At 59.0% G+C, this 19,275-nt stretch carries 18 protein-coding genes; 8 read left to right on the top strand and 10 right to left on the bottom strand.

Features of this window, described 5'->3' with window-relative positions; translation table 11 throughout:
- Positions 1-478 precede the first annotated feature (478 nt).
- From dnaA to gyrB, 4 genes are read left to right on the top strand one after another with little or no spacing between them, the layout of a single operon-like run.
- On the top strand, positions 479-1,990 hold the full coding sequence (dnaA, locus tag F7R06_RS05270; RefSeq protein ID WP_090326960.1) for a chromosomal replication initiator protein DnaA: 1,512 nt from the start codon (positions 479-481) through the stop codon (positions 1,988-1,990).
- A gap of 39 nt (positions 1,991-2,029) precedes the next feature.
- Complete coding sequence (gene dnaN, locus F7R06_RS05275; RefSeq protein ID WP_090326964.1) at positions 2,030-3,133, top strand: DNA polymerase III subunit beta; 1,104 nt, start codon at positions 2,030-2,032, stop codon at positions 3,131-3,133.
- 20 nt (positions 3,134-3,153) lie between these two features.
- Positions 3,154-4,257, top strand: a complete 1,104-nt coding sequence (gene recF, locus F7R06_RS05280) for a DNA replication/repair protein RecF (protein ID WP_008064628.1) — start codon at positions 3,154-3,156, stop codon at positions 4,255-4,257.
- A 5-nt stretch (positions 4,258-4,262) separates the two neighbouring features.
- Positions 4,263-6,680 carry a DNA topoisomerase (ATP-hydrolyzing) subunit B gene (gene gyrB, locus F7R06_RS05285; RefSeq protein WP_090327618.1) on the top strand — a complete coding sequence of 806 codons (2,418 nt, stop codon included), beginning with the start codon at positions 4,263-4,265 and terminating at the stop codon, positions 6,678-6,680.
- Positions 6,681-6,715: 35 nt separating this feature from the next.
- Here the strand turns inward: gyrB and F7R06_RS05290 are convergent, their stop codons facing one another.
- From F7R06_RS05290 to glyQ, 5 genes are all read right to left on the bottom strand, one after another.
- Positions 6,716-6,955 (bottom strand): hypothetical protein, encoded by a 240-nt coding sequence (locus F7R06_RS05290; RefSeq protein WP_139204837.1) that lies wholly within the window; start codon positions 6,953-6,955, stop codon positions 6,716-6,718.
- The gene (locus F7R06_RS05295) at positions 6,936-7,715 is read right to left on the bottom strand and encodes a lysophospholipid acyltransferase family protein (protein ID WP_090326966.1); all 780 of its coding nucleotides are present in this window, start codon (positions 7,713-7,715) and stop codon (positions 6,936-6,938) included. The genes F7R06_RS05290 and F7R06_RS05295 overlap by 20 nt, the downstream gene beginning before the upstream one ends.
- 81 nt (positions 7,716-7,796) lie before the next feature.
- On the bottom strand, positions 7,797-8,336 hold the full coding sequence (gene gmhB / locus F7R06_RS05300; protein WP_162842401.1) for a D-glycero-beta-D-manno-heptose 1,7-bisphosphate 7-phosphatase: 540 nt from the start codon (positions 8,334-8,336) through the stop codon (positions 7,797-7,799).
- A gap of 4 nt (positions 8,337-8,340) precedes the next feature.
- On the bottom strand, positions 8,341-10,395 hold the full coding sequence (gene glyS, locus F7R06_RS05305) for a glycine--tRNA ligase subunit beta (protein WP_090326972.1): 2,055 nt from the start codon (positions 10,393-10,395) through the stop codon (positions 8,341-8,343).
- Entirely contained in the window at positions 10,392-11,345 is a 954-nt protein-coding gene (gene glyQ, locus F7R06_RS05310) for a glycine--tRNA ligase subunit alpha (protein WP_003213601.1), read from the bottom strand. Before glyQ ends, glyS begins: the two co-directional genes overlap by 4 nt.
- Before the next feature lie 81 nt (positions 11,346-11,426).
- Between glyQ and tag the strand changes: the two genes are divergently transcribed.
- From tag to F7R06_RS05330, 3 genes are all read left to right on the top strand, one after another.
- Positions 11,427-11,984: a DNA-3-methyladenine glycosylase I gene (gene tag, locus F7R06_RS05315; RefSeq protein WP_090326974.1), complete on the top strand. Its 558-nt coding sequence runs from the start codon at positions 11,427-11,429 to the stop codon at positions 11,982-11,984.
- A gap of 40 nt (positions 11,985-12,024) precedes the next feature.
- Positions 12,025-12,912 (top strand): lysophospholipid acyltransferase, encoded by an 888-nt coding sequence (locus tag F7R06_RS05320; RefSeq protein WP_090326977.1) that lies wholly within the window; start codon positions 12,025-12,027, stop codon positions 12,910-12,912.
- A 157-nt stretch (positions 12,913-13,069) separates the two neighbouring features.
- On the top strand, positions 13,070-13,309 hold the full coding sequence (locus F7R06_RS05330) for a PilZ domain-containing protein (protein WP_090326978.1): 240 nt from the start codon (positions 13,070-13,072) through the stop codon (positions 13,307-13,309).
- On the opposite strand, the gene F7R06_RS05335 is transcribed toward F7R06_RS05330, so the two are convergent.
- From F7R06_RS05335 to def, 5 genes are all read right to left on the bottom strand, one after another.
- Positions 13,310-13,624 carry a tetratricopeptide repeat protein gene (locus F7R06_RS05335; RefSeq protein ID WP_090326981.1) on the bottom strand — a complete coding sequence of 105 codons (315 nt, stop codon included), beginning with the start codon at positions 13,622-13,624 and terminating at the stop codon, positions 13,310-13,312. It abuts the gene before it with no gap.
- Between the two features lie 176 nt (positions 13,625-13,800).
- The gene (gene trkA, locus F7R06_RS05340) at positions 13,801-15,174 is read right to left on the bottom strand and encodes a Trk system potassium transporter TrkA (RefSeq protein WP_090326984.1); all 1,374 of its coding nucleotides are present in this window, start codon (positions 15,172-15,174) and stop codon (positions 13,801-13,803) included.
- 22 nt (positions 15,175-15,196) lie between these two features.
- Positions 15,197-16,507: a 16S rRNA (cytosine(967)-C(5))-methyltransferase RsmB gene (gene rsmB, locus F7R06_RS05345; RefSeq protein WP_090326987.1), complete on the bottom strand. Its 1,311-nt coding sequence runs from the start codon at positions 16,505-16,507 to the stop codon at positions 15,197-15,199.
- Positions 16,504-17,463: a methionyl-tRNA formyltransferase gene (gene fmt, locus F7R06_RS05350; RefSeq protein WP_090326990.1), complete on the bottom strand. Its 960-nt coding sequence runs from the start codon at positions 17,461-17,463 to the stop codon at positions 16,504-16,506. The genes rsmB and fmt overlap by 4 nt, the downstream gene beginning before the upstream one ends.
- A 70-nt stretch (positions 17,464-17,533) precedes the next feature.
- Complete coding sequence (gene def / locus F7R06_RS05355; RefSeq protein ID WP_090326993.1) at positions 17,534-18,040, bottom strand: peptide deformylase; 507 nt, start codon at positions 18,038-18,040, stop codon at positions 17,534-17,536.
- Positions 18,041-18,211: 171 nt separating this feature from the next.
- On the opposite strand from def, the gene F7R06_RS05360 reads away from it, so the two are divergent.
- Positions 18,212-19,237: a LysM peptidoglycan-binding domain-containing protein gene (locus F7R06_RS05360; protein WP_090326995.1), complete on the top strand. Its 1,026-nt coding sequence runs from the start codon at positions 18,212-18,214 to the stop codon at positions 19,235-19,237.
- Positions 19,238-19,275: the final 38 nt, after the last annotated feature.

Genomic DNA, 19,275 nt, shown 5'->3' on the forward strand with positions numbered 1-19,275 from the left:
AATTTCCAACCAACGTTTCTTATAAATAGATCTCCGGACGTTTTGCAGCGCGACCCTCCTTCGCCAAACATAAAATTAAAGAAGGAGAGTATTTAAAGCTTTTCTGTAAAGCTTATAAAAGCTAGGGGCGCGGTCATCTGTGGATAACTGGCTTCAGGCCTTTTAACACGTGATGTACAGAGAATGACAACTACAGTGGAAAACCGTGTTCAGCCTGTGCTGCACTGTCGGATAACCTGTGGGCGAAAGAGTGCCTTATCCACAGGCAGGTTATCCACTGACTTTCACCCCCAGTTGTGCAATGGGCTCTGACCCGGTTATCCACAGAGCTTATTCACAGACCATTGGTCGTCTTTTTTGCGTATAAAACGTTGATTCTTCTTGGCTGGTGATCAACCTTCATGTGGATAAGTCGGCGTCTGGTCGCTACAATGGCCGCTTGTTTTTGCCTCACCGGCTTTCAACTTAGGGGATATCCGTGTCAGTGGAACTTTGGCAGCAGTGCGTGGAGCTTTTGCGCGATGAGCTGCCTGCCCAACAATTCAACACTTGGATCCGTCCACTACAGGTCGAAGCTGAAGGCGACGAGTTGCGTGTCTATGCACCCAATCGTTTTGTGCTGGACTGGGTCAACGAAAAATACCTGAGCCGCGTCCTGGAGTTGCTGGACGAGCATGGCAATGGCATGGCGCCAGCGCTTTCCTTATTAATAGGCAGCAAACGCAGCTCGGCGCCGCGTGCCGCGCCGAATGCTCCGCTGGCGGCTGCGGCCTCCCAGGCTGCGGCTGCACCGGTCAGCGCACCACCACCGGCGGCGGCTCCAACCAAGCGTGCCACGCAAAAAGTGGCCGAGGTCACTGAAGAAGAGCCTTCGCGCGACAGCTTCGATCCGATGGCCGGCGCCAGCTCCCAGCAAGCACCGGTTCGTTCTGAACAACGCACCGTGCAGGTTGAAGGCGCGCTCAAGCACACCAGCTACCTGAACCGTACCTTCACCTTCGAAAACTTCGTTGAGGGCAAGTCCAACCAACTGGCCCGGGCTGCGGCCTGGCAAGTGGCGGACAACCCCAAGCACGGTTACAACCCGCTCTTCCTTTATGGTGGTGTCGGTTTGGGTAAAACCCACTTGATGCACGCTGTGGGTAACCACCTATTAAAGAAGAACCCGAATGCCAAGGTCGTGTATCTGCATTCCGAACGCTTCGTGGCCGACATGGTCAAGGCCCTGCAACTGAACGCGATCAACGAGTTCAAGCGTTTCTACCGTTCGGTGGACGCCTTGCTGATCGACGACATTCAGTTCTTCGCCCGCAAGGAACGTTCCCAGGAAGAGTTTTTCCACACCTTCAACGCACTGCTTGAAGGTGGTCAGCAGGTCATTCTCACCAGTGACCGCTACCCGAAGGAAATCGAAGGCCTTGAAGAGCGCCTGAAATCCCGCTTCGGCTGGGGCCTAACGGTAGCCGTCGAGCCTCCTGAGCTGGAAACCCGTGTGGCGATCCTGATGAAAAAGGCCGACCAGGCCAAGGTCGAACTGCCCCATGATGCGGCGTTCTTCATTGCCCAGCGTATTCGCTCCAACGTCCGGGAGCTGGAAGGCGCGCTTAAACGCGTGATTGCCCACTCGCACTTCATGGGGCGCGACATCACCATCGAGTTGATTCGTGAATCCCTGAAAGACCTGCTGGCGCTGCAAGATAAACTGGTCTCTGTGGATAACATTCAGCGCACTGTCGCCGAGTACTACAAGATCAAGATCTCTGACTTGCTGTCCAAACGCCGTTCGCGTTCGGTCGCCCGTCCGCGTCAGGTCGCCATGGCGTTGTCCAAGGAGCTGACCAACCACAGCCTGCCGGAAATTGGCGATGTGTTTGGCGGTCGCGATCACACGACGGTGTTGCACGCCTGCCGCAAGATCAACGAACTTAAGGAATCCGACGCGGACATCCGCGAGGACTACAAGAACCTGCTGCGTACACTGACCACTTGATGAACACCAGCGCAGCTTATTAAGGCAAGGGACTAGACCATGCATTTCACCATTCAACGCGAAGCCCTGTTGAAACCCCTGCAACTGGTCGCAGGCGTCGTCGAGCGCCGCCAGACCTTGCCGGTGCTCTCCAACGTGCTGCTGGTTGTCGAAGGCCAGCAACTGTCGCTGACCGGTACCGACCTGGAAGTCGAGCTGGTCGGTCGTGTTCAACTCGAAGAGCCTGCCGAACCAGGTTCCATCACCGTGCCTGCGCGCAAACTGATGGATATTTGCAAAAGCCTGCCGAACGATGCGCTGATCGATATCAAGGTCGACGAGCAGAAGCTGGTGGTAAAGGCCGGCCGTAGCCGCTTTACCCTGTCGACCCTGCCGGCCAATGATTTCCCGACGGTTGAAGAAGGCCCGGGTTCGCTGACCTGCAGCCTGGAGCAAAGCAAACTGCGTCGCCTCATCGAGCGCACCAGTTTCGCCATGGCCCAGCAGGACGTGCGTTACTACCTGAACGGCATGCTGCTTGAAGTTTCTGCCGGTGTCATTCGCGCTGTCGCCACTGACGGCCATCGTCTGGCCATGTGCTCGATGCAGGCCGATATCGGTCAGCCGGATCGCCATCAGGTCATCGTACCGCGCAAAGGCATACTTGAACTTGCCCGCCTCCTGACCGAGCCGGACGGCATCGTCAGCATTGTCCTGGGTCAGCATCACATTCGTGCCACCACCGGTGAGTTCACCTTCACCTCCAAACTGGTCGACGGTAAATTCCCGGATTACGAGCGCGTTCTGCCGAAAGGCGGCGACAAGCTGGTACTCGGTGACCGCCAGGCATTGCGCGAAGCCTTCAGCCGTACCGCGATTCTGTCCAACGAGAAATACCGCGGCATCCGCCTGCAACTGGCCAATGGTCAACTGAAGATCCAGGCGAACAACCCGGAGCAGGAAGAGGCGGAGGAAGAAGTCGGCGTTGAATACAACGGCGGCTCCCTTGAGATCGGCTTCAACGTCAGCTACTTGCTCGACGTACTGGGCGTGATGACCACCGAGCAGGTTCGTCTGATCCTGTCCGACTCCAACAGCAGTGCGCTGGTGCAAGAGTCCGACAACGACGATTCGGCCTACGTTGTCATGCCGATGCGTCTGTAATCATGCTCAGCAGAAGCTAGATGTCCTTAAGTCGCGTCTCGGTCACCGCGGTGCGTAATCTGCACCCGGTGACCTTCTCCCCCTCCCCCCGAATCAACATTCTTTACGGCGCCAACGGCAGCGGCAAAACCAGTGTTCTGGAAGCCATACACCTGCTGGGGCTTGCCCGTTCGTTTCGCAGCACCCGTCTGTTACCAGTCATTCAGTACGAGCAATTGGCTTGCACGGTGTTCGGGCAGGTGGAGCTTGCCGAGGGTGGGCACAGCGCGTTGGGTATCTCTCGCGATCGCCAAGGGGAGTTCCAGATCCGCATCGACGGCCAGAATGCCCGTAGCGCGGCGCAACTGGCAGAGATCCTGCCTTTGCAGTTGATCAACCCCGACAGTTTTCGCTTGCTGGAAGGCGCGCCGAAGATTCGTCGGCAGTTTCTCGACTGGGGCGTGTTCCACGTGGAACCTCGTTTCATGTCCACCTGGCAGCGCTTGCAGAAGGCCCTGCGCCAGAGAAACTCTTGGCTGCGGCATGGTACACTTGACGCCGTTTCGCAAGCGGTTTGGGACAGGGAACTGTGCCAGGCCAGCGCTGAAATTGATGAATACCGCCGCGCTTACATCAAAGCCTTGAAACCAGTCTTTGAACAGACCTTGAGCGAACTGGTTGAGCTCGAGGGCTTAACGCTCAGCTATTACCGAGGTTGGGATAAGGACCGTGAGCTGAGCGCTGTGCTTGCCGGGTCCCTTCAGCGGGATCAGCAAATGGGGCATACCCAGGCCGGACCACAACGCGCTGATTTGCGCCTCAGATTGGGCGCTCATAATGCCGCGGATATATTGTCCCGCGGCCAGCAAAAGCTGGTTGTCTGTGCATTGCGGATTGCCCAAGGGCACCTGGTCAGCCAGGCCCGTCGCGGTCAGTGTATTTATCTGGTGGATGACTTGCCGTCCGAACTGGACGAGCAACACCGCCGCGCGCTTTGCCGCTTGCTGGAAGACTTACGCTGCCAGGTGTTTATCACCTGTGTAGATCACGAATTATTGAGGGAAGGCTGGCAGACGGAAACGCCAGTCGCTCTGTTCCACGTGGAACAGGGCCGTATCACCCAGACCCACGACCATCGGGAGTGAAGGCATTGAGCGAAGAAAATACGTACGACTCAACGAGCATTAAAGTGCTGAAAGGCCTGGATGCCGTACGCAAACGTCCCGGTATGTACATTGGTGACACCGACGATGGCAGCGGTCTGCACCACATGGTGTTCGAGGTGGTCGATAACTCGATCGACGAAGCGCTGGCCGGCCACTGCGACGACATCAGTATCATCATCCACCCGGATGAATCCATCACCGTTCGCGACAACGGCCGTGGCATCCCGGTAGACGTACACAAAGAAGAAGGCGTTTCGGCAGCCGAGGTCATCATGACCGTGCTGCACGCCGGCGGTAAATTCGACGACAACTCCTACAAAGTATCCGGCGGTCTGCACGGTGTAGGTGTGTCGGTTGTAAACGCATTGTCCGAACAGCTGGTCCTGACGGTACGTCGCAGCGGCAAGATCTGGGAACAGACTTACGTGCATGGCGTTCCGCAGGAACCGATGAAAATTGTCGGTGACAGTGAAACCACCGGTACCCAGATCCACTTCAAGGCTTCCAGCGAAACCTTCAAGAACATTCACTTCAGCTGGGACATCCTGGCCAAGCGGATTCGTGAACTGTCCTTCCTCAACTCCGGTGTCGGCATCGTCCTCAAGGATGAGCGCAGCGGCAAGGAAGAACTGTTCAAGTACGAAGGTGGTCTGCGGGCGTTCGTTGAATACCTGAACACCAACAAGACGCCGGTCAACCAGGTGTTCCACTTCAACATCCAGCGTGAAGACGGCATTGGCGTGGAAATCGCCCTGCAGTGGAACGACAGCTTCAACGAGAACCTGTTGTGCTTCACCAACAACATTCCACAGCGCGATGGCGGTACTCACCTGGTGGGTTTCCGTTCCGCCCTGACGCGTAACCTGAACACCTACATTGAAGCCGAAGGCCTGGCGAAGAAGCATAAAGTTGCCACCACTGGCGACGATGCCCGTGAAGGCCTGACCGCGATCATTTCGGTGAAAGTGCCAGATCCGAAGTTCAGCTCCCAGACCAAAGACAAGCTGGTGTCTTCCGAAGTGAAGACAGCGGTCGAACAGGAAATGGGCAAGTACTTCTCCGACTTCCTGCTGGAAAACCCGAACGAAGCCAAACTCGTGGTCGGCAAGATGATCGACGCCGCCCGTGCCCGTGAAGCGGCGCGCAAGGCTCGTGAGATGACCCGTCGTAAAGGCGCGCTGGATATCGCCGGCCTGCCGGGCAAACTGGCTGACTGCCAGGAAAAGGACCCTGCCCTGTCTGAACTGTACCTCGTGGAAGGTGACTCTGCTGGCGGCTCCGCCAAGCAGGGTCGTAACCGCAAGACCCAGGCGATTCTGCCCCTGAAGGGCAAGATCCTGAACGTCGAGAAAGCGCGTTTCGACAAGATGATTTCTTCCCAGGAAGTGGGCACCTTGATCACTGCGCTGGGTTGCGGCATCGGTCGCGACGAGTACAACATCGACAAGCTGCGCTATCACAACATCATCATCATGACCGACGCTGACGTCGACGGTTCGCACATCCGTACCCTGCTGCTGACCTTCTTCTTCCGTCAGTTGCCGGAGCTGATCGAGCGTGGCTACATCTACATCGCTCAGCCGCCGCTGTACAAGGTCAAGAAGGGCAAGCAAGAGCAATACATCAAAGACGACGACGCCATGGAAGAGTACATGACGCAGTCGGCCCTGGAAGATGCGAGCCTGCACTTGAACGAGGAAGCGCCGGGTATCTCCGGCGAAGCCCTTGAGCGCCTGGTGAACGACTTCCGCCTGGTGATGAAGACCCTCAAGCGTCTTTCGCGCCTGTATCCACAGGAACTGACCGAGCACTTCATCTACCTGCCTGCCGTCAGCCTGGAGCAACTGTCCGATCACGCAGCGATGCAGGATTGGCTGGCCCAGTACGAAGTGCGTCTGCGTACCGTCGAGAAGTCCGGCCTGGTCTACAAGGCCAGCCTGCGCGAAGACCGTGAGCGTAACGTATGGCTGCCTGAGGTCGAGCTGATCTCCCACGGCCTGTCGAACTACGTCACCTTCAACCGCGACTTCTTCGGCAGCAACGACTACAAGACCGTTGTTTCCCTGGGGGCCCAACTGAGCACCTTGCTGGACGAGGGCGCGTACATCCAGCGTGGTGAGCGCAAGAAGCAGGTTACCGAGTTCAAGGAAGCCCTTGAGTGGCTGATGGCCGAAAGCACCAAGCGCCACACCATCCAGCGATACAAAGGTCTGGGCGAGATGAACCCGGATCAGCTGTGGGAAACCACCATGGACCCAAGCTCGCGCCGTATGCTCAAAGTCACGATCGAAGACGCCATTGGTGCAGATCAGATCTTCAACACCCTGATGGGTGATGCGGTCGAACCTCGCCGTGACTTCATCGAAAGCAACGCCCTGGCGGTTTCCAACCTGGACTTCTAATACTCGTTTAACTCGTCAAACGAAAGAGGCCAACGTCATGCGTTGGCCTTTTTTGTTGCAGAACCAATCGATTGAAACGGCCATCTCGCAGGCATAAAAAAACCGGCTATATCAGCCGGTTTTTTTGCGCCCGAAAAAAACTTATGCACGTTTTTCGGTTTTTTTGGCGTTTTTAAAATATCTATATAAATCAGTAAGTTAAAAACAATATTCGACGCTTTTTGAACAAACGGTACACAGGTTATCCACAGAAGCTCAGACAGCCACTTGGTCATTGGCCAGTGGCGCTTGTGGAGCGGGTGGCAGCGAGCCCATTTCCCTTTGCATCTGCTCGTTCCAGGCCTGGACCCGATCATTCAGATCGGCAATGGATCGAGGTCCATTGCCTTCTGCATACATAGGGGCACCAATGATCACGGTGATGACACCCTTCTTTTTCGCCCAACCGGTTTTCGGCCAGAACTTGCCGGCATTGTGCGCAATGGGCAGCACCGGCAGATCAGCATTCACCGCCAAAGCGGATCCGCCGCGGGAGAATTTGCCGATGGTGCCGTAAGGGACACGTGTACCTTCGGGAAAGATCAGCACCCAGACATTGTCCTTGAGTAGCTCGTCGCCTTTCTTCGCTACATGCTTGAGGGCGGCTTTCGGGTTGTCCCGGTCGATGGCAATCGGACGCAGCATGGCCATGGCCCAGCCGAAGAACGGCACATAGAGCAACTCACGCTTGAGCACCTGGCTCAAAGGTTCGAAGTAGGCCGAGAGAAAGAACGTCTCCCAGGTGCTCTGGTGGTTCGACTGAATCACACAGGGCCGGTCTGGTACGTTCTCGGCGCCCTTCACCTCGTAGCTGATACCCAGAAACACCTTGCTCAGCCACAAGGCGCAGCGACACCAATAAACGTTGATGAAGCGATAGCGCGCCTTGAACGGCAGAAATGGCGCGATAAAAAAGCTCAGGCTGCACCACAGCAAGGAGCTGGTGCCCAGCAGCAGGTAAAAGAGGAAGGTTCTGATGGCCTGCAGTATCGACATGGCGACGTTTACCGTTACGGGCACTGCCCGACTGTTCAAGCGCACTCCCGAACATTCCCTGGTCAGGAGTTCGAGAGCGCTCTAATTGTTGATAAGTTCTGCGGCAATCGCCGCCAGATCGTCGAAAATCAAAGTGCCCACCGGCAGGCTCTTGCCCAAAGTCTTTTCGCCTTTTCCGGTCTTAACTAAAACTGGCTGAGAATCGACGGCTTTGGCGGCTTCCAGGTCACCGAGACTATCGCCGACGAACCATAGATTAGTCAGCGATACGTTGTAATGTGCGGCGATGTTTTTCAACATCCCGGGTTTTGGCTTGCGGCAATCGCAGCCTTCGTCCGGCCCATGCGGGCAGTAGACGATCAAGCCGACTTCGCCGCCCTGCTCCGCCACCAGCGAGCGCAAGCGCTCGTGCATGGCGTCCAGGGTAGCGATGTCGTAATAGCCGCGAGCGATGCCGGACTGGTTGGTAGCCACCGCTACCGTCCAGCCGGCCTTGCTCAACTGCGCGATGGCTTCGATCGAACCGGGGAGCGGTATCCACTCCTCCACTGACTTGATGTAAGCGTCGGAGTCGTAATTGATCACCCCGTCCCGATCGAGTATCAGCAGTTTCAACAGCAGTCCCTCAGCCCAGCAATGAAATATCGGCGACGCCGAGGAACAGTCCCCGCAGACGCGCCAGCAACGCATAACGGTTGGCGCGAACTTTCGCGTCTTCCGCGTTGACCATCACGGCTTCGAAGAACGCATCCACCGGCTCGCGCAAGGCGGCCAGGCGTGCCAGGGATTCGCTGTACTGACGCGCTGCAGCCATCGGTTGAACAGCCTGGTCTGCCTGCTGGATCGCCGAGTACAGGGAGAACTCGTTGGCATTGTCGAAGTACTTGGCTTCCACGACGGTCGGCACGGAGCCTTCCACTTTGCTCAGCAGATTCGAAACGCGTTTGTTCACCGCGGCCAGGGCAGCGGCTTCCGGTAACTTGCGGAAGGCTTCCACCGCTTGTACGCGCTGGTCGAAGTCCAGGGCCGAACCCGGCTTCAGGGCGCGCACCGACAGGTAGGTCGCGACGTCGACACCTTCGTCCTCATAACGAGCACGCAGACGGTCGAAGATGAACTCCAGTACCACGTCGTTCAGGCCGCTAGCCTTGACCTTGGCACCGAACGCATTCACGGCGAAAGCCACGGCGTCGGTCAGGTCGAGGTCGAGTTTCTTGTCGATCAGGATGCGCAATACGCCCAATGCGGCACGGCGCAAGGCATACGGATCTTTACTGCCGGTTGGCAGCATGCCGATGCCGAAAATACCGACCAGGGTATCCAGTTTGTCAGCGATGGCCACGGCCGCACCGGTCAGGGTGGTCGGCAGCTCGGCGCCGGCACCGCGAGGCATGTATTGCTCGTTCAGCGCCAGTGCAACGTCTTCCGGCTCGCCATCGTTGAGGGCGTAATAGTAGCCGGCGACACCCTGCATCTCCGGGAACTCGCCGACCATTTCGGTCGCCAGGTCGCACTTGGACAGCAGGCCTGCGCGGGCAGCCCACGCGGCGTTGCCGCCGATGCGCTGAGCGATGAACGCAGCCAGTTTGGAAACACGTTCGGCCTTGTCATAGACGCTGCCGAGTTTTTCCTGGAACACCACGTTTTGCAGGCGCAGGTTGAAGTCTTCGAGTTTCTGCTTCTTGTCTTGCTTGAAGAAGAACTCGGCGTCGGTCAGGCGTGGGCGAACCACTTTCTCGTTACCGGCGATGATCTGCTGCGGGTCCTTGCTCTCGATGTTGGCCACGGTAATGAAGCGTGGCAGCAACTTGCCGTCGGCATCCAGCAGGCAGAAATACTTCTGGTTGTCCTGCATGGTGGTGATCAAGGCTTCTTGCGGCACTTCAAGGAAGCGCTCTTCGAACGAGCACACCAGCGGCACCGGCCATTCAACCAGCGCGGTCACTTCGTCGAGCAGGTCCGGCGGCACGATCGCGGTGCCTTCCTGACGGGTTGCCAGCTCTTCGGTGCGCTTGCTGATGATGTCGCGACGCTCGTTTGCGTCAGCCAGGACGTAAGCGGCGCGCAGGTCAGCCAGGTAGCTGGACGGCGAACCGATGCGCACGCTTTCCGGATGGTGGAAGCGATGACCACGGGAATCGCGGCCGGCCTTCTGGGCGAGGATGGTGCAGTCGATGATCTGGTCACCGAGCAGCATTACCAGCCATTGGGTCGGGCGAACGAATTCTTCCTTGCGAGCCCCCCAGCGCATACGCTTGGGAATCGGCAGGTCATTCAGGGAGTCTTCGACGATGGTCGGCAGCAGGCTCGCGGTCGGCTTGCCGGCGATGTTTTGGCTGTAGCGCAGTTTCGGGCCGCTCTGATCGATTTCGCTCAGGTCGACGCCGCACTTCTTGGCAAAGCCCAGTGCCGCTTGGGTCGGATTGCCTTCGGCATCGAACGCGGCCTGACGTGGCGGGCCATCGAGGTTGATGCTGCGATCGGGCTGCTGAGTGGCCAGCGAGGTGATCAGCACGGCCAGACGACGTGGCGCGGCATAAACGGTTTTGGTCTCGTAGTTCAGGCCGGCCGCTTGCAGGCCCTTGTCGATACCGGCCAGAAACGCTTCGGCCAGGGTGTTCAGGGCTTTGGGTGGCAGTTCTTCAGTGCCCAGTTCAACCAGAAAATCCAGAGCACTCATTGTGCAGCCTCCAGCTTGGCCAGTACTTCATCACGCAGGTCCGGGGTTGCCATCGGGAAGCCCAGCTTGGCGCGAGCCAGCAGGTAGGCTTGCGCCACGGAACGCGCCAGGGTGCGCACACGCAGAATGTATTGCTGACGCGCGGTTACCGAGATTGCCCGGCGCGCATCCAGCAGGTTGAAGGTATGGGAGGCCTTCAACACCATTTCGTAGCTCGGCAACGGCAGCGGCTGGTCGAGTTCGATCAGGCGCTTGGCTTCGCTTTCATAGAAATCGAACAGCTCGAACAGCTTCTCGACGTTGGCGTGTTCGAAGTTGTAGGTCGACTGCTCCACTTCGTTCTGGTGGAACACGTCGCCGTAGGTCACTTTGCCGAACGGACCGTCAGCCCAGACCAGGTCGTAGACCGAGTCCACGCCCTGCAGGTACATGGCCAGACGTTCCAGGCCGTAAGTGATCTCGCCCGTCACCGGGTAGCACTCGATGCCGCCCGCTTGCTGGAAGTAAGTGAACTGCGTCACTTCCATGCCGTTGAGCCAGACTTCCCAGCCCAGACCCCAGGCGCCGAGGGTCGGCGATTCCCAGTTATCTTCGACGAAGCGGATGTCGTGCACCAATGGGTCCAGGCCCACGTGCTTGAGGGAGCCCAGGTACAGCTCCTGGAAGTTGTCCGGGTTCGGCTTCAGGACTACCTGGAACTGGTAGTAGTGCTGCAGTCGGTTCGGGTTTTCGCCATAGCGGCCGTCAGTCGGGCGACGGCTTGGCTGCACATAGGCGGCGTTCCAGGTTTCCGGGCCAATGGCGCGCAGGAATGTTGCGGTGTGGAAAGTGCCGGCGCCTACTTCCATATCGTAGGGCTGAAGTACCACACAACCTTGCTCGGCCCAGTATTGCTGGAGGGCGAGGATCAAGTCTTGGAAGGTACGCACGGCTGGCGTAGGCTGGCTCACGAAATTCACCTGTTTCTTGGGCTGCGATTTAAAGAGCGGGAGTATACCCGATTCGTTGCTGCGCACGCCCCCTGGAGCCTTATGCCACGCTGCTTTTGGTGTTCCGAAGATCCGCTGTACATGGCTTATCACGATCAGGAGTGGGGCACGCCGCTACGCGATGCGCAGGGATTGTTCGAGTTGCTTTTGCTCGAAGGGTTCCAGGCCGGGCTTTCCTGGATCACCGTATTGCGCAAACGCGAACACTATCGCCGGGTGCTGTATGGCTTTGACGTGCAGCGCGTGGCCCAGATGAGTGATGCTGAAATCGATGATCTGATGCTCGATCCGGGCATCATTCGCAATCGCCTCAAGCTCAACGCGGCCCGGCGCAACGCCCAGGCCTGGCTGGCGCTGGAAGACCCTGTCGAGCTTCTCTGGTCATATGTCGGCGGTGTTCCGAAGGTCAATCATTTCAAGGATCGCACCGAAGTCCCGGCCATCACACCCGAGGCGGTGGAGATGAGCAAAGGCCTGAAAAAGGCCGGCTTCACCTTCGTAGGCCCGACCATTTGCTACGCGCTGATGCAGGCTTCGGGCATGGTCATGGATCACACCCGCGATTGCGACCGCTACGCGCAGCTGGCGAACGGCGGTTAGAATAGCCGCCTCGCGCACAGCACAAGATCAGGAGTGACCTGTGGATAAGTTTAAAGGCGCCTTGCTGGTAGGCGCTCTGCGGTTGTTTGCCCTGCTCCCGTGGCGGGCGGTGCAGGCTGTCGGCTCGGCGATTGGCTGGGTGATGTGGAAAACCCCTAACCGTTCACGCGACGTGGTGCGGATCAACCTGTCCAAATGCTTTCCGGAGATGGACCCCGCCGAACGTGAGCGTCTGGTGGGCCAGAGTCTGAAAGACATCGGCAAGTCACTGACAGAAAGCGCCTGCGCCTGGATCTGGCCAGCCCAACGCTCCATCGACCTGGTGCGCGAAGTTGAAGGCCTCGACATTTTGAAAGACGCCCTGGCCTCCGGCAAAGGCGTGGTCGGCATCACCAGTCACTTGGGCAACTGGGAAGTGCTCAACCACTTTTATTGCAGCCAGTGCAAACCGATCATTTTCTACCGCCCGCCGAAATTGAAGGCGGTGGATGAATTGCTGCAAAAGCAGCGGGTGCAACTGGGCAACAAAGTGGCCGCTTCCACCAAGGAAGGCATCCTCAGCGTCATCAAGGAAGTGCGCAAAGGCGGTGCAGTGGGCATCCCCGCCGACCCGGAACCGGCCGAATCCGCCGGGATCTTCGTGCCGTTCTTCGCCACCCAGGCTTTGACCAGCAAATTCGTGCCGAACATGCTCGCGGGCGGCAAAGCGGTCGGTGTGTTCCTGCACGCCCTGCGTCTGCCAGACGGTTCGGGCTATAAAGTGATCCTCGAAGCCGCGCCAGAGGCCATGTACAGCACTGACACCGAGGAATCCTGTGCCGCCATGAGCAAGGTGGTTGAGCGCTATGTGCGGGCGTATCCGAGCCAGTACATGTGGAGCATGAAACGCTTCAAGAAGCGCCCGCCAGGTGAAGAGCGCTGGTATTGAAACAATTGGCACAGTCTGTGGATAACTGTAGCGAGCCTGCTCGCGATGGACCTGAGGGCACCACGGGGAATCAGACTTTCCGCGTCATCGTTCACGACCATCGCGAGCAGGCTCGCTCCTACAAGTTATTCACAACACGTTCATAAGGGCGCAGTAGATGTCCGAACACCGTAAATCATTTCGCATCAAGATCAGTCACGAAACCGTTGGTGAATGCCTGGGCCAGACGCGCAACCTGTCGACCACGGGCGTCTACGTCAAGCATCCGGCATTGTCGGCTCTACCCAGGGGCGCGGTGGTTTACGGGCAGGTGCAGGACTTGCCCACAGGCGCGCCGCGTGTGCGCATGGAAGTGGTGCAAGTGGATGCCGAAGGCATTGGTTTGCGTTATCTCTGATCAGTGCGCGTGACGATCCAGCTTTTTCAGGAACACCGTCATTTCCTTCTCGGCCTGTTTGTCGCCATGGGCTTTGGCGGCTTCCTGGCCTTGCTCCCAAGCGTGGCGCGCAGCCGGATAGTCCGCCAGCGCCAGGTGGGCTTTGCCCAATAGCTTCCATGCTGCCGAATACTTCGGATCAATCTCGACGCAACGCTGGAAATGTTCCACAGCCTTGGCGTTCTCCCCCAGATCCAGGTAACCCTTGCCCAGGCCGAAGCGCAGCAATGAGTTATCCACACCCTTGGCGAGCATTTTTTCCAGGGATTCGATCATGGGTGGATTCCTTGCATGAGGAGTGTCAGAGGACGTTATTTGTATCTTTGAAACCGCCATCGCTGGCAAGCCAGCTCCCACTGGGTTTTCAGATGTACATGACGTTTGTGAACAATCGAAAAAATTGTGGGAGCTGGCTTGCCAGCGATCGGGGCCCGTACAGCCGCTGCAAAACCTCAGAAAAAGCTCAGCCCCACATGGAACAGTTTTTCCACATCACGAATATGCTTCTTATCCACAAGGAACAAAATCACATGGTCCCCCGCCGCGATCACCGTGTCATCGTGGGCAATGATCACTTCTTCGTCGCGGATGATCGCCCCGATGGTAGCGCCCGGCGGCAGGCCAATGTTCTCGATGGCTTTGCCGATGACCTTGCTCGATTTCGCGTCGCCGTGGGCAATCGCCTCGATGGCTTCGGCGGCGCCCCGGCGCAGTGAGTGCACGCTGACGATGTCGCCGCGCCGCACGTGGGCCAGCAAGGTGCCGATGGTTGCCAGTTGCGGACTGATGGCGATGTCGATATCGCCGCCCTGGATCAGATCCACATACGCCGGGTTGTTGATGATGGTCATCACCTTCTTCGCGCCCAGGCGTTTGGCCAGCAGTGAAGACATGATGTTGGCTTCGTCGTCGTTGGTCAGGGCCAGGAAGATGTCCGCGTCGGCGATGTTTTCTTCCATCAACAGGTCGCGGTCGGAGGCACTGCCCTGCAGCACGACGGTGCTGTCGAGGGTGTCCGAGAGATGGCGGCAGCGTGCCGGATTCATCTCGATGATCTTTACCTGGTAACGGCTTTCGATGGCTTCGGCCAGTCGCTCACCGATCTGCCCGCCGCCGGCGATGACGATGCGTTTGTAGGTCTCGTCGAGACGGCGCATTTCACTCATCACCGCGCGAATGTTCGCTTTGGCCGCGATGAAAAACACTTCGTCGTCCGCTTCGATCACCGTGTCGCCTTGGGGCAGGATCGGGCGATCGCGACGGAAGATGGCCGCCACGCGGGTTTCGACATTCGGCATGTGCTCGCGCAATTGCCGCAGTTGTTGACCCACCAGTGGCCCGCCGTAATAGGCCCGCACCGCGACCAGTTGTGCCTTGCCTTCGGCGAAGTCGATCACCTGCAAAGCACCCGGGTGCTGGATCAGGCGTTTGATGTAGTTGGTGACCACTTGTTCCGGGCTGATCAGCACGTCCACCGGAATCGCGTCGTTATCGAACAGTTCGGAGCGCGTGAGGTACGCCGCTTCGCGTACGCGGGCGATTTTGGTGGGGGTGTGGAACAGGGTGTGGGCGACCTGGCAGGCGACCATGTTGGTCTCGTCACTGTTGGTCACGGCCACCAGCATGTCGGCGTCATCCGCTCCAGCCTGGCGCAGTACCGTCGGCAGTGAGCCGCGACCCTGGACCGTGCGGATGTCCAGGCGGTCGCCGAGATTGCGCAGGCGCTCGCCGTCGGTGTCGACCACCGTGATGTCGTTGGCCTCGCTGGCCAGATGTTCCGCCAGCGAACCGCCGACCTGCCCCGCACCGAGGATGATGATTTTCATCCAGTCACTCCATTGAATCCGTTTAACCGCGCGCGGCGGCGATCTTGATCAGCTTGGCGTAATAGAAGCCGTCGTGTCCGCCTTCCTGCGCGAGCAATTGGCGACCATGGGGTTGCTTTATCCCGGCCGCGGTCGCGAGGTCCAGTTCACGGGCGCCCGGCGTGCGGGCAAGGAACGCTTCGATGACTTCGGTGTTCTCGGTCGGCAGTGTGGAGCAGGTGGCGTAGAGCAAAATGCCGCCGACCTCCAGGGTTTTCCACAGGGCATCCAGCAGCTCGCCTTGCAGCAGTGCCAGCGCGGCGATGTCATCGGGTTGGCGGGTGAGCTTGATGTCCGGATGACGACGAATCACGCCAGTGGCCGAGCACGGGGCGTCGAGCAGGATGCGCTGGAACGGCTTGCCATCCCACCAGGTGGCGGTGTCGCGACCGTCGGCGGCGATCAGCTCGGCGCTCAGGCCAAGGCGTTCGAGGTTTTCACGCACGCGGACCAGGCGTTTGGCTTCCAGATCCACGGCCACCACGCCTGCCAATGCCGGCTCGGCTTCAAGGATGTGGCAGGTTTTGCCACCCGGTGCACAGCAGGCGTCCAGCACCCGTTGACCGGGTGCGAGGTCAAGCAGATCGGCGGCCAGTTGCGCCGCTTCATCCTGCACGCTGATCCAGCCTTCGGCGAAACCGGGCAGGCTGCGCACGTCGGTGGCGGCGTCGAGGATGATGCCGTCACGGCTGTAAAGGCACGCACTGGCGGCAATGCCGGCCTCGCTCAGCAAGCCGAGGTAGGCGTCGCGGGTGTGATGGCGACGATTCACGCGAAGGATCATCGGCGGGTGCGCGTTGTTCGCTGCGCAAATGGCTTCCCATTGCTCCGGCCAGAACGCCTTCAGGGATTTTTGCAGCCAGCGCGGGTGAGCGGTGCGCACCACCGGGTCGTGTTCCAGCTCCGCCAGCAGCGCTTCGCTTTCCCGTTGGGCGCGGCGTAGCACGGCGTTGAGCAAGGCTTTGGCCCAGGGTTTTTTCAGCTTGTCGGCGCAACCGACGGTCTCACCGATGGCGGCGTGGGCCGGCACACGGGTGTAGAGCAACTGGTAGAGGCCGACCAGCAACAAGGCTTCAACATCGGCGTCCGCTGCCTTGAAAGGCTTCTGCAACAGTTTGGCCGCCAGTGCCGACAACCGCGGCTGCCAGCGCGCGGTGCCGAACGCCAGGTCCTGGGTGAAACCGCGATCGCGATCTTCGACCTTGTCCATTTGCGTGGGCAGCGAACTGTTGAGTGAGGCTTTGCCGCTGAGAACAGCAGCCAGTGCCTTGGCGGCGGCCATACGCGGGTTCATTGAGCGTCCGCCGTGTGACCGAGGACGGTGCCCACCGCGAATTTCTCACGACGGCTGTTGAACAAGTCGCTGAAGTTCAGCGCTTTGCCGCCGGGCAATTGCAGGCGTGTCAGGCACAGCGCCTGTTCACCACAGGCGACGATCAGCCCGTCCTTGCTGGCGCTAAGGATTTCACCCGGTGTGCCCTTCCCTTGCGCGAGGCTCGCGGCCAACACTTTCAGCGCTTCGCCATTCAAGGTGCTGTGAGTGATCGGCCATGGATTGAAGGCCCGGACCAGGCGTTCCAGCTCAATCGCCGGACGGGTCCAGTCAACGCGGGCTTCATCCTTGTTCAATTTGTGTGCATAGGTGGCGAGGTTGTCGTCCTGCACTTCGCCTTCCAGCGTGCCGGCAGCGAGGCCGGCAATGGCTTGAATCACCGCAGGCGGCCCCATTTCGGCCAGGCGATCGTGCAGGCTGCCGCCGGTGTCTTCGGCGCTGATCGGCGTGATGACCTTGAGCAACATCGGCCCGGTGTCGAGCCCCGCTTCCATGCGCATCACGGTCACGCCGCTTTCGGCGTCGCCCGCTTGCACGGCGCGCTGGATCGGCGCCGCACCGCGCCAGCGTGGCAGCAGCGAGGCGTGGCTGTTGATGCAGCCCAGACGCGGAATATCCAGCACCACTTGCGGCAGGATCAGGCCATAGGCGACCACTACCATCAGGTCCGGTTTCAGTGCGGCCAGTTCAGCCTGGGCGTCTTCGTTGCGCAGCGTGGGCGGTTGCAGCACCGGGAGATTGTTTTCCAGAGCAAGCTGCTTGACCGGGCTCGGCATCAGCTTCTGCCCACGACCTGCCGGACGATCCGGTTGGGTGTAGACCGCAACGATCTCGTAAGGGCTGTTCAACAGGGCCTTGAGGTGTTCAGCGGCGAATTCCGGGGTGCCGGCAAAGACGATGCGCAGTGGCTCAGTCATGAAGGGCTCTCTAGTGCAAAGCATCTTGAAAAGAAAAAGGCTTGCCGCAGCAAGCCTTTGAAGGAGGGCATCAAGCGTTCTGGCGGTGGAGCTTTTCCAGTTTCTTCTTGATCCGGTCGCGTTTGAGCGTCGACAGGTAGTCAACGAACAATTTGCCGTTCAGGTGGTCGCATTCGTGCTGGATGCACACCGCGAGCAGTTCTTCGGCGATCAGTTCGTAAGGTTGGCCGTCGCGGTCCAGGGCCTTGACCTTGACTCGTTGCGGACGATCGACGTTTTCGTAGAAGCCCGGCACCGATAGGCAGCCTTCCTGATACTGACCCATGTCGTCGGTCAGGGGCTCGAGCTCAGGGTTGATGAACACGCGCGGTTCGGTGCGATCTTCGGAGAGGTCCATCACGACGATACGTTTGTGCACGTTGACCTGGGTCGCGGCGAGGCCGATGCCCGGTGCTTCATACATTGTTTCAAACATGTCATCGACCAACTGACGCACTTCGTCGTCCACTACGGCCACTGGTTTGGCGATAGTGCGCAGGCGCGGATCAGGGAATTCGAGGATGTTTAAAATGGCCATAAGCTTGATGACTGCACGTGTGAAGTAAGGTCGGGTCGATGGCCTGGCGAGTCAGAAGATGCAGGCTATCTATGTAAAACGTAGCTCCCTTCTTTTCATAAGCAAGCCGGGAGCGAGCCACTGACGGCTCTGGCGTTTCACGCGAACGCACATAATAAAGGGATTCACCGCATGAGGAAATCACTACTCGCCTTGCTCCTTCTGGCCTCGGCAGGTTGGGCGCATGGGCAAGTGCAGCTCAGGGAAGGTTTTCCACAGCAATACACAGTGGTTGCAGGGGACACGCTCTGGGATATCTCGGCAAAATTCCTCCGTGAGCCATGGCAGTGGCCCGAGCTCTGGCAGGCCAATCCCCGGATCGAAAATCCCGATCTGATTTATCCCGGCGACTTGCTATCGCTCGTCTACGTAGACGGCCAGCCACGGTTGACCCTCGATCGCGGTCCTTCCCGAGGCACCATCAAGCTTTCGCCACGGGTGCGCAGCAGCCCGGTCGCAGAGGCCATTCCGAGCATCCCACTGAAGTCGATCAACAGCTTTCTGCTGAGCAACCGTATCGTCGACAAGGTCGAGGATTTCGACCAGGCACCCTACATCGTGGCCGGGGACGCCGAGCGGGTGCTCAGCGGCGTTGGCGATCGCATCTTTGCTCGCGGCCAATTCGACCCGGCGCAGCCGGTCTACGGCATCTTCCGCCAGGGCAAGGTCTACACCGATCCGCTGACCCAGGCGTTTCTGGGGATCAACGCCGATGACATCGGCAGCGGCGAAGTCCTCGCCATTGAAGGCGACGTCGCCACGCTGGCGCTGCAACACACGACCCAGGAGGTGCGCCTCGGTGATCGTTTGTTCAGCGGTGAGGAACGCCCGATCAATTCGACCTTCATGCCCAGTGCCCCCAAAAACGAAATCAACGGCCTGATCATCGATGTGCCGCGCGGTGTCACCCAGATCGGCGCGCTCGACGTGGTCACCCTGAACAAGGGCCAACGCGATGGGCTGACCGAAGGCAATGTCCTGGAAGTGATGAAGACCGGTGAAACCGTGCGTGACCGGATCACCGGCCAGCCGCTGAAAATCCCCGATGAGCGCGCCGGACTGCTGATGGTCTTCCGCACCTACGACAAGCTCAGCTACGGGCTGGTACTCAAGGCATCGCGCTCGCTGGCGGTGATGGACAAGGTACGAAATCCGTAAGCGTGCTTCACAAGTTACCAACAGAGTTATCCACAGCT

This window comes from Pseudomonas moorei (genome assembly GCF_008801475.1).
GTDB lineage: Bacteria > Pseudomonadota > Gammaproteobacteria > Pseudomonadales > Pseudomonadaceae > Aquipseudomonas > Aquipseudomonas moorei.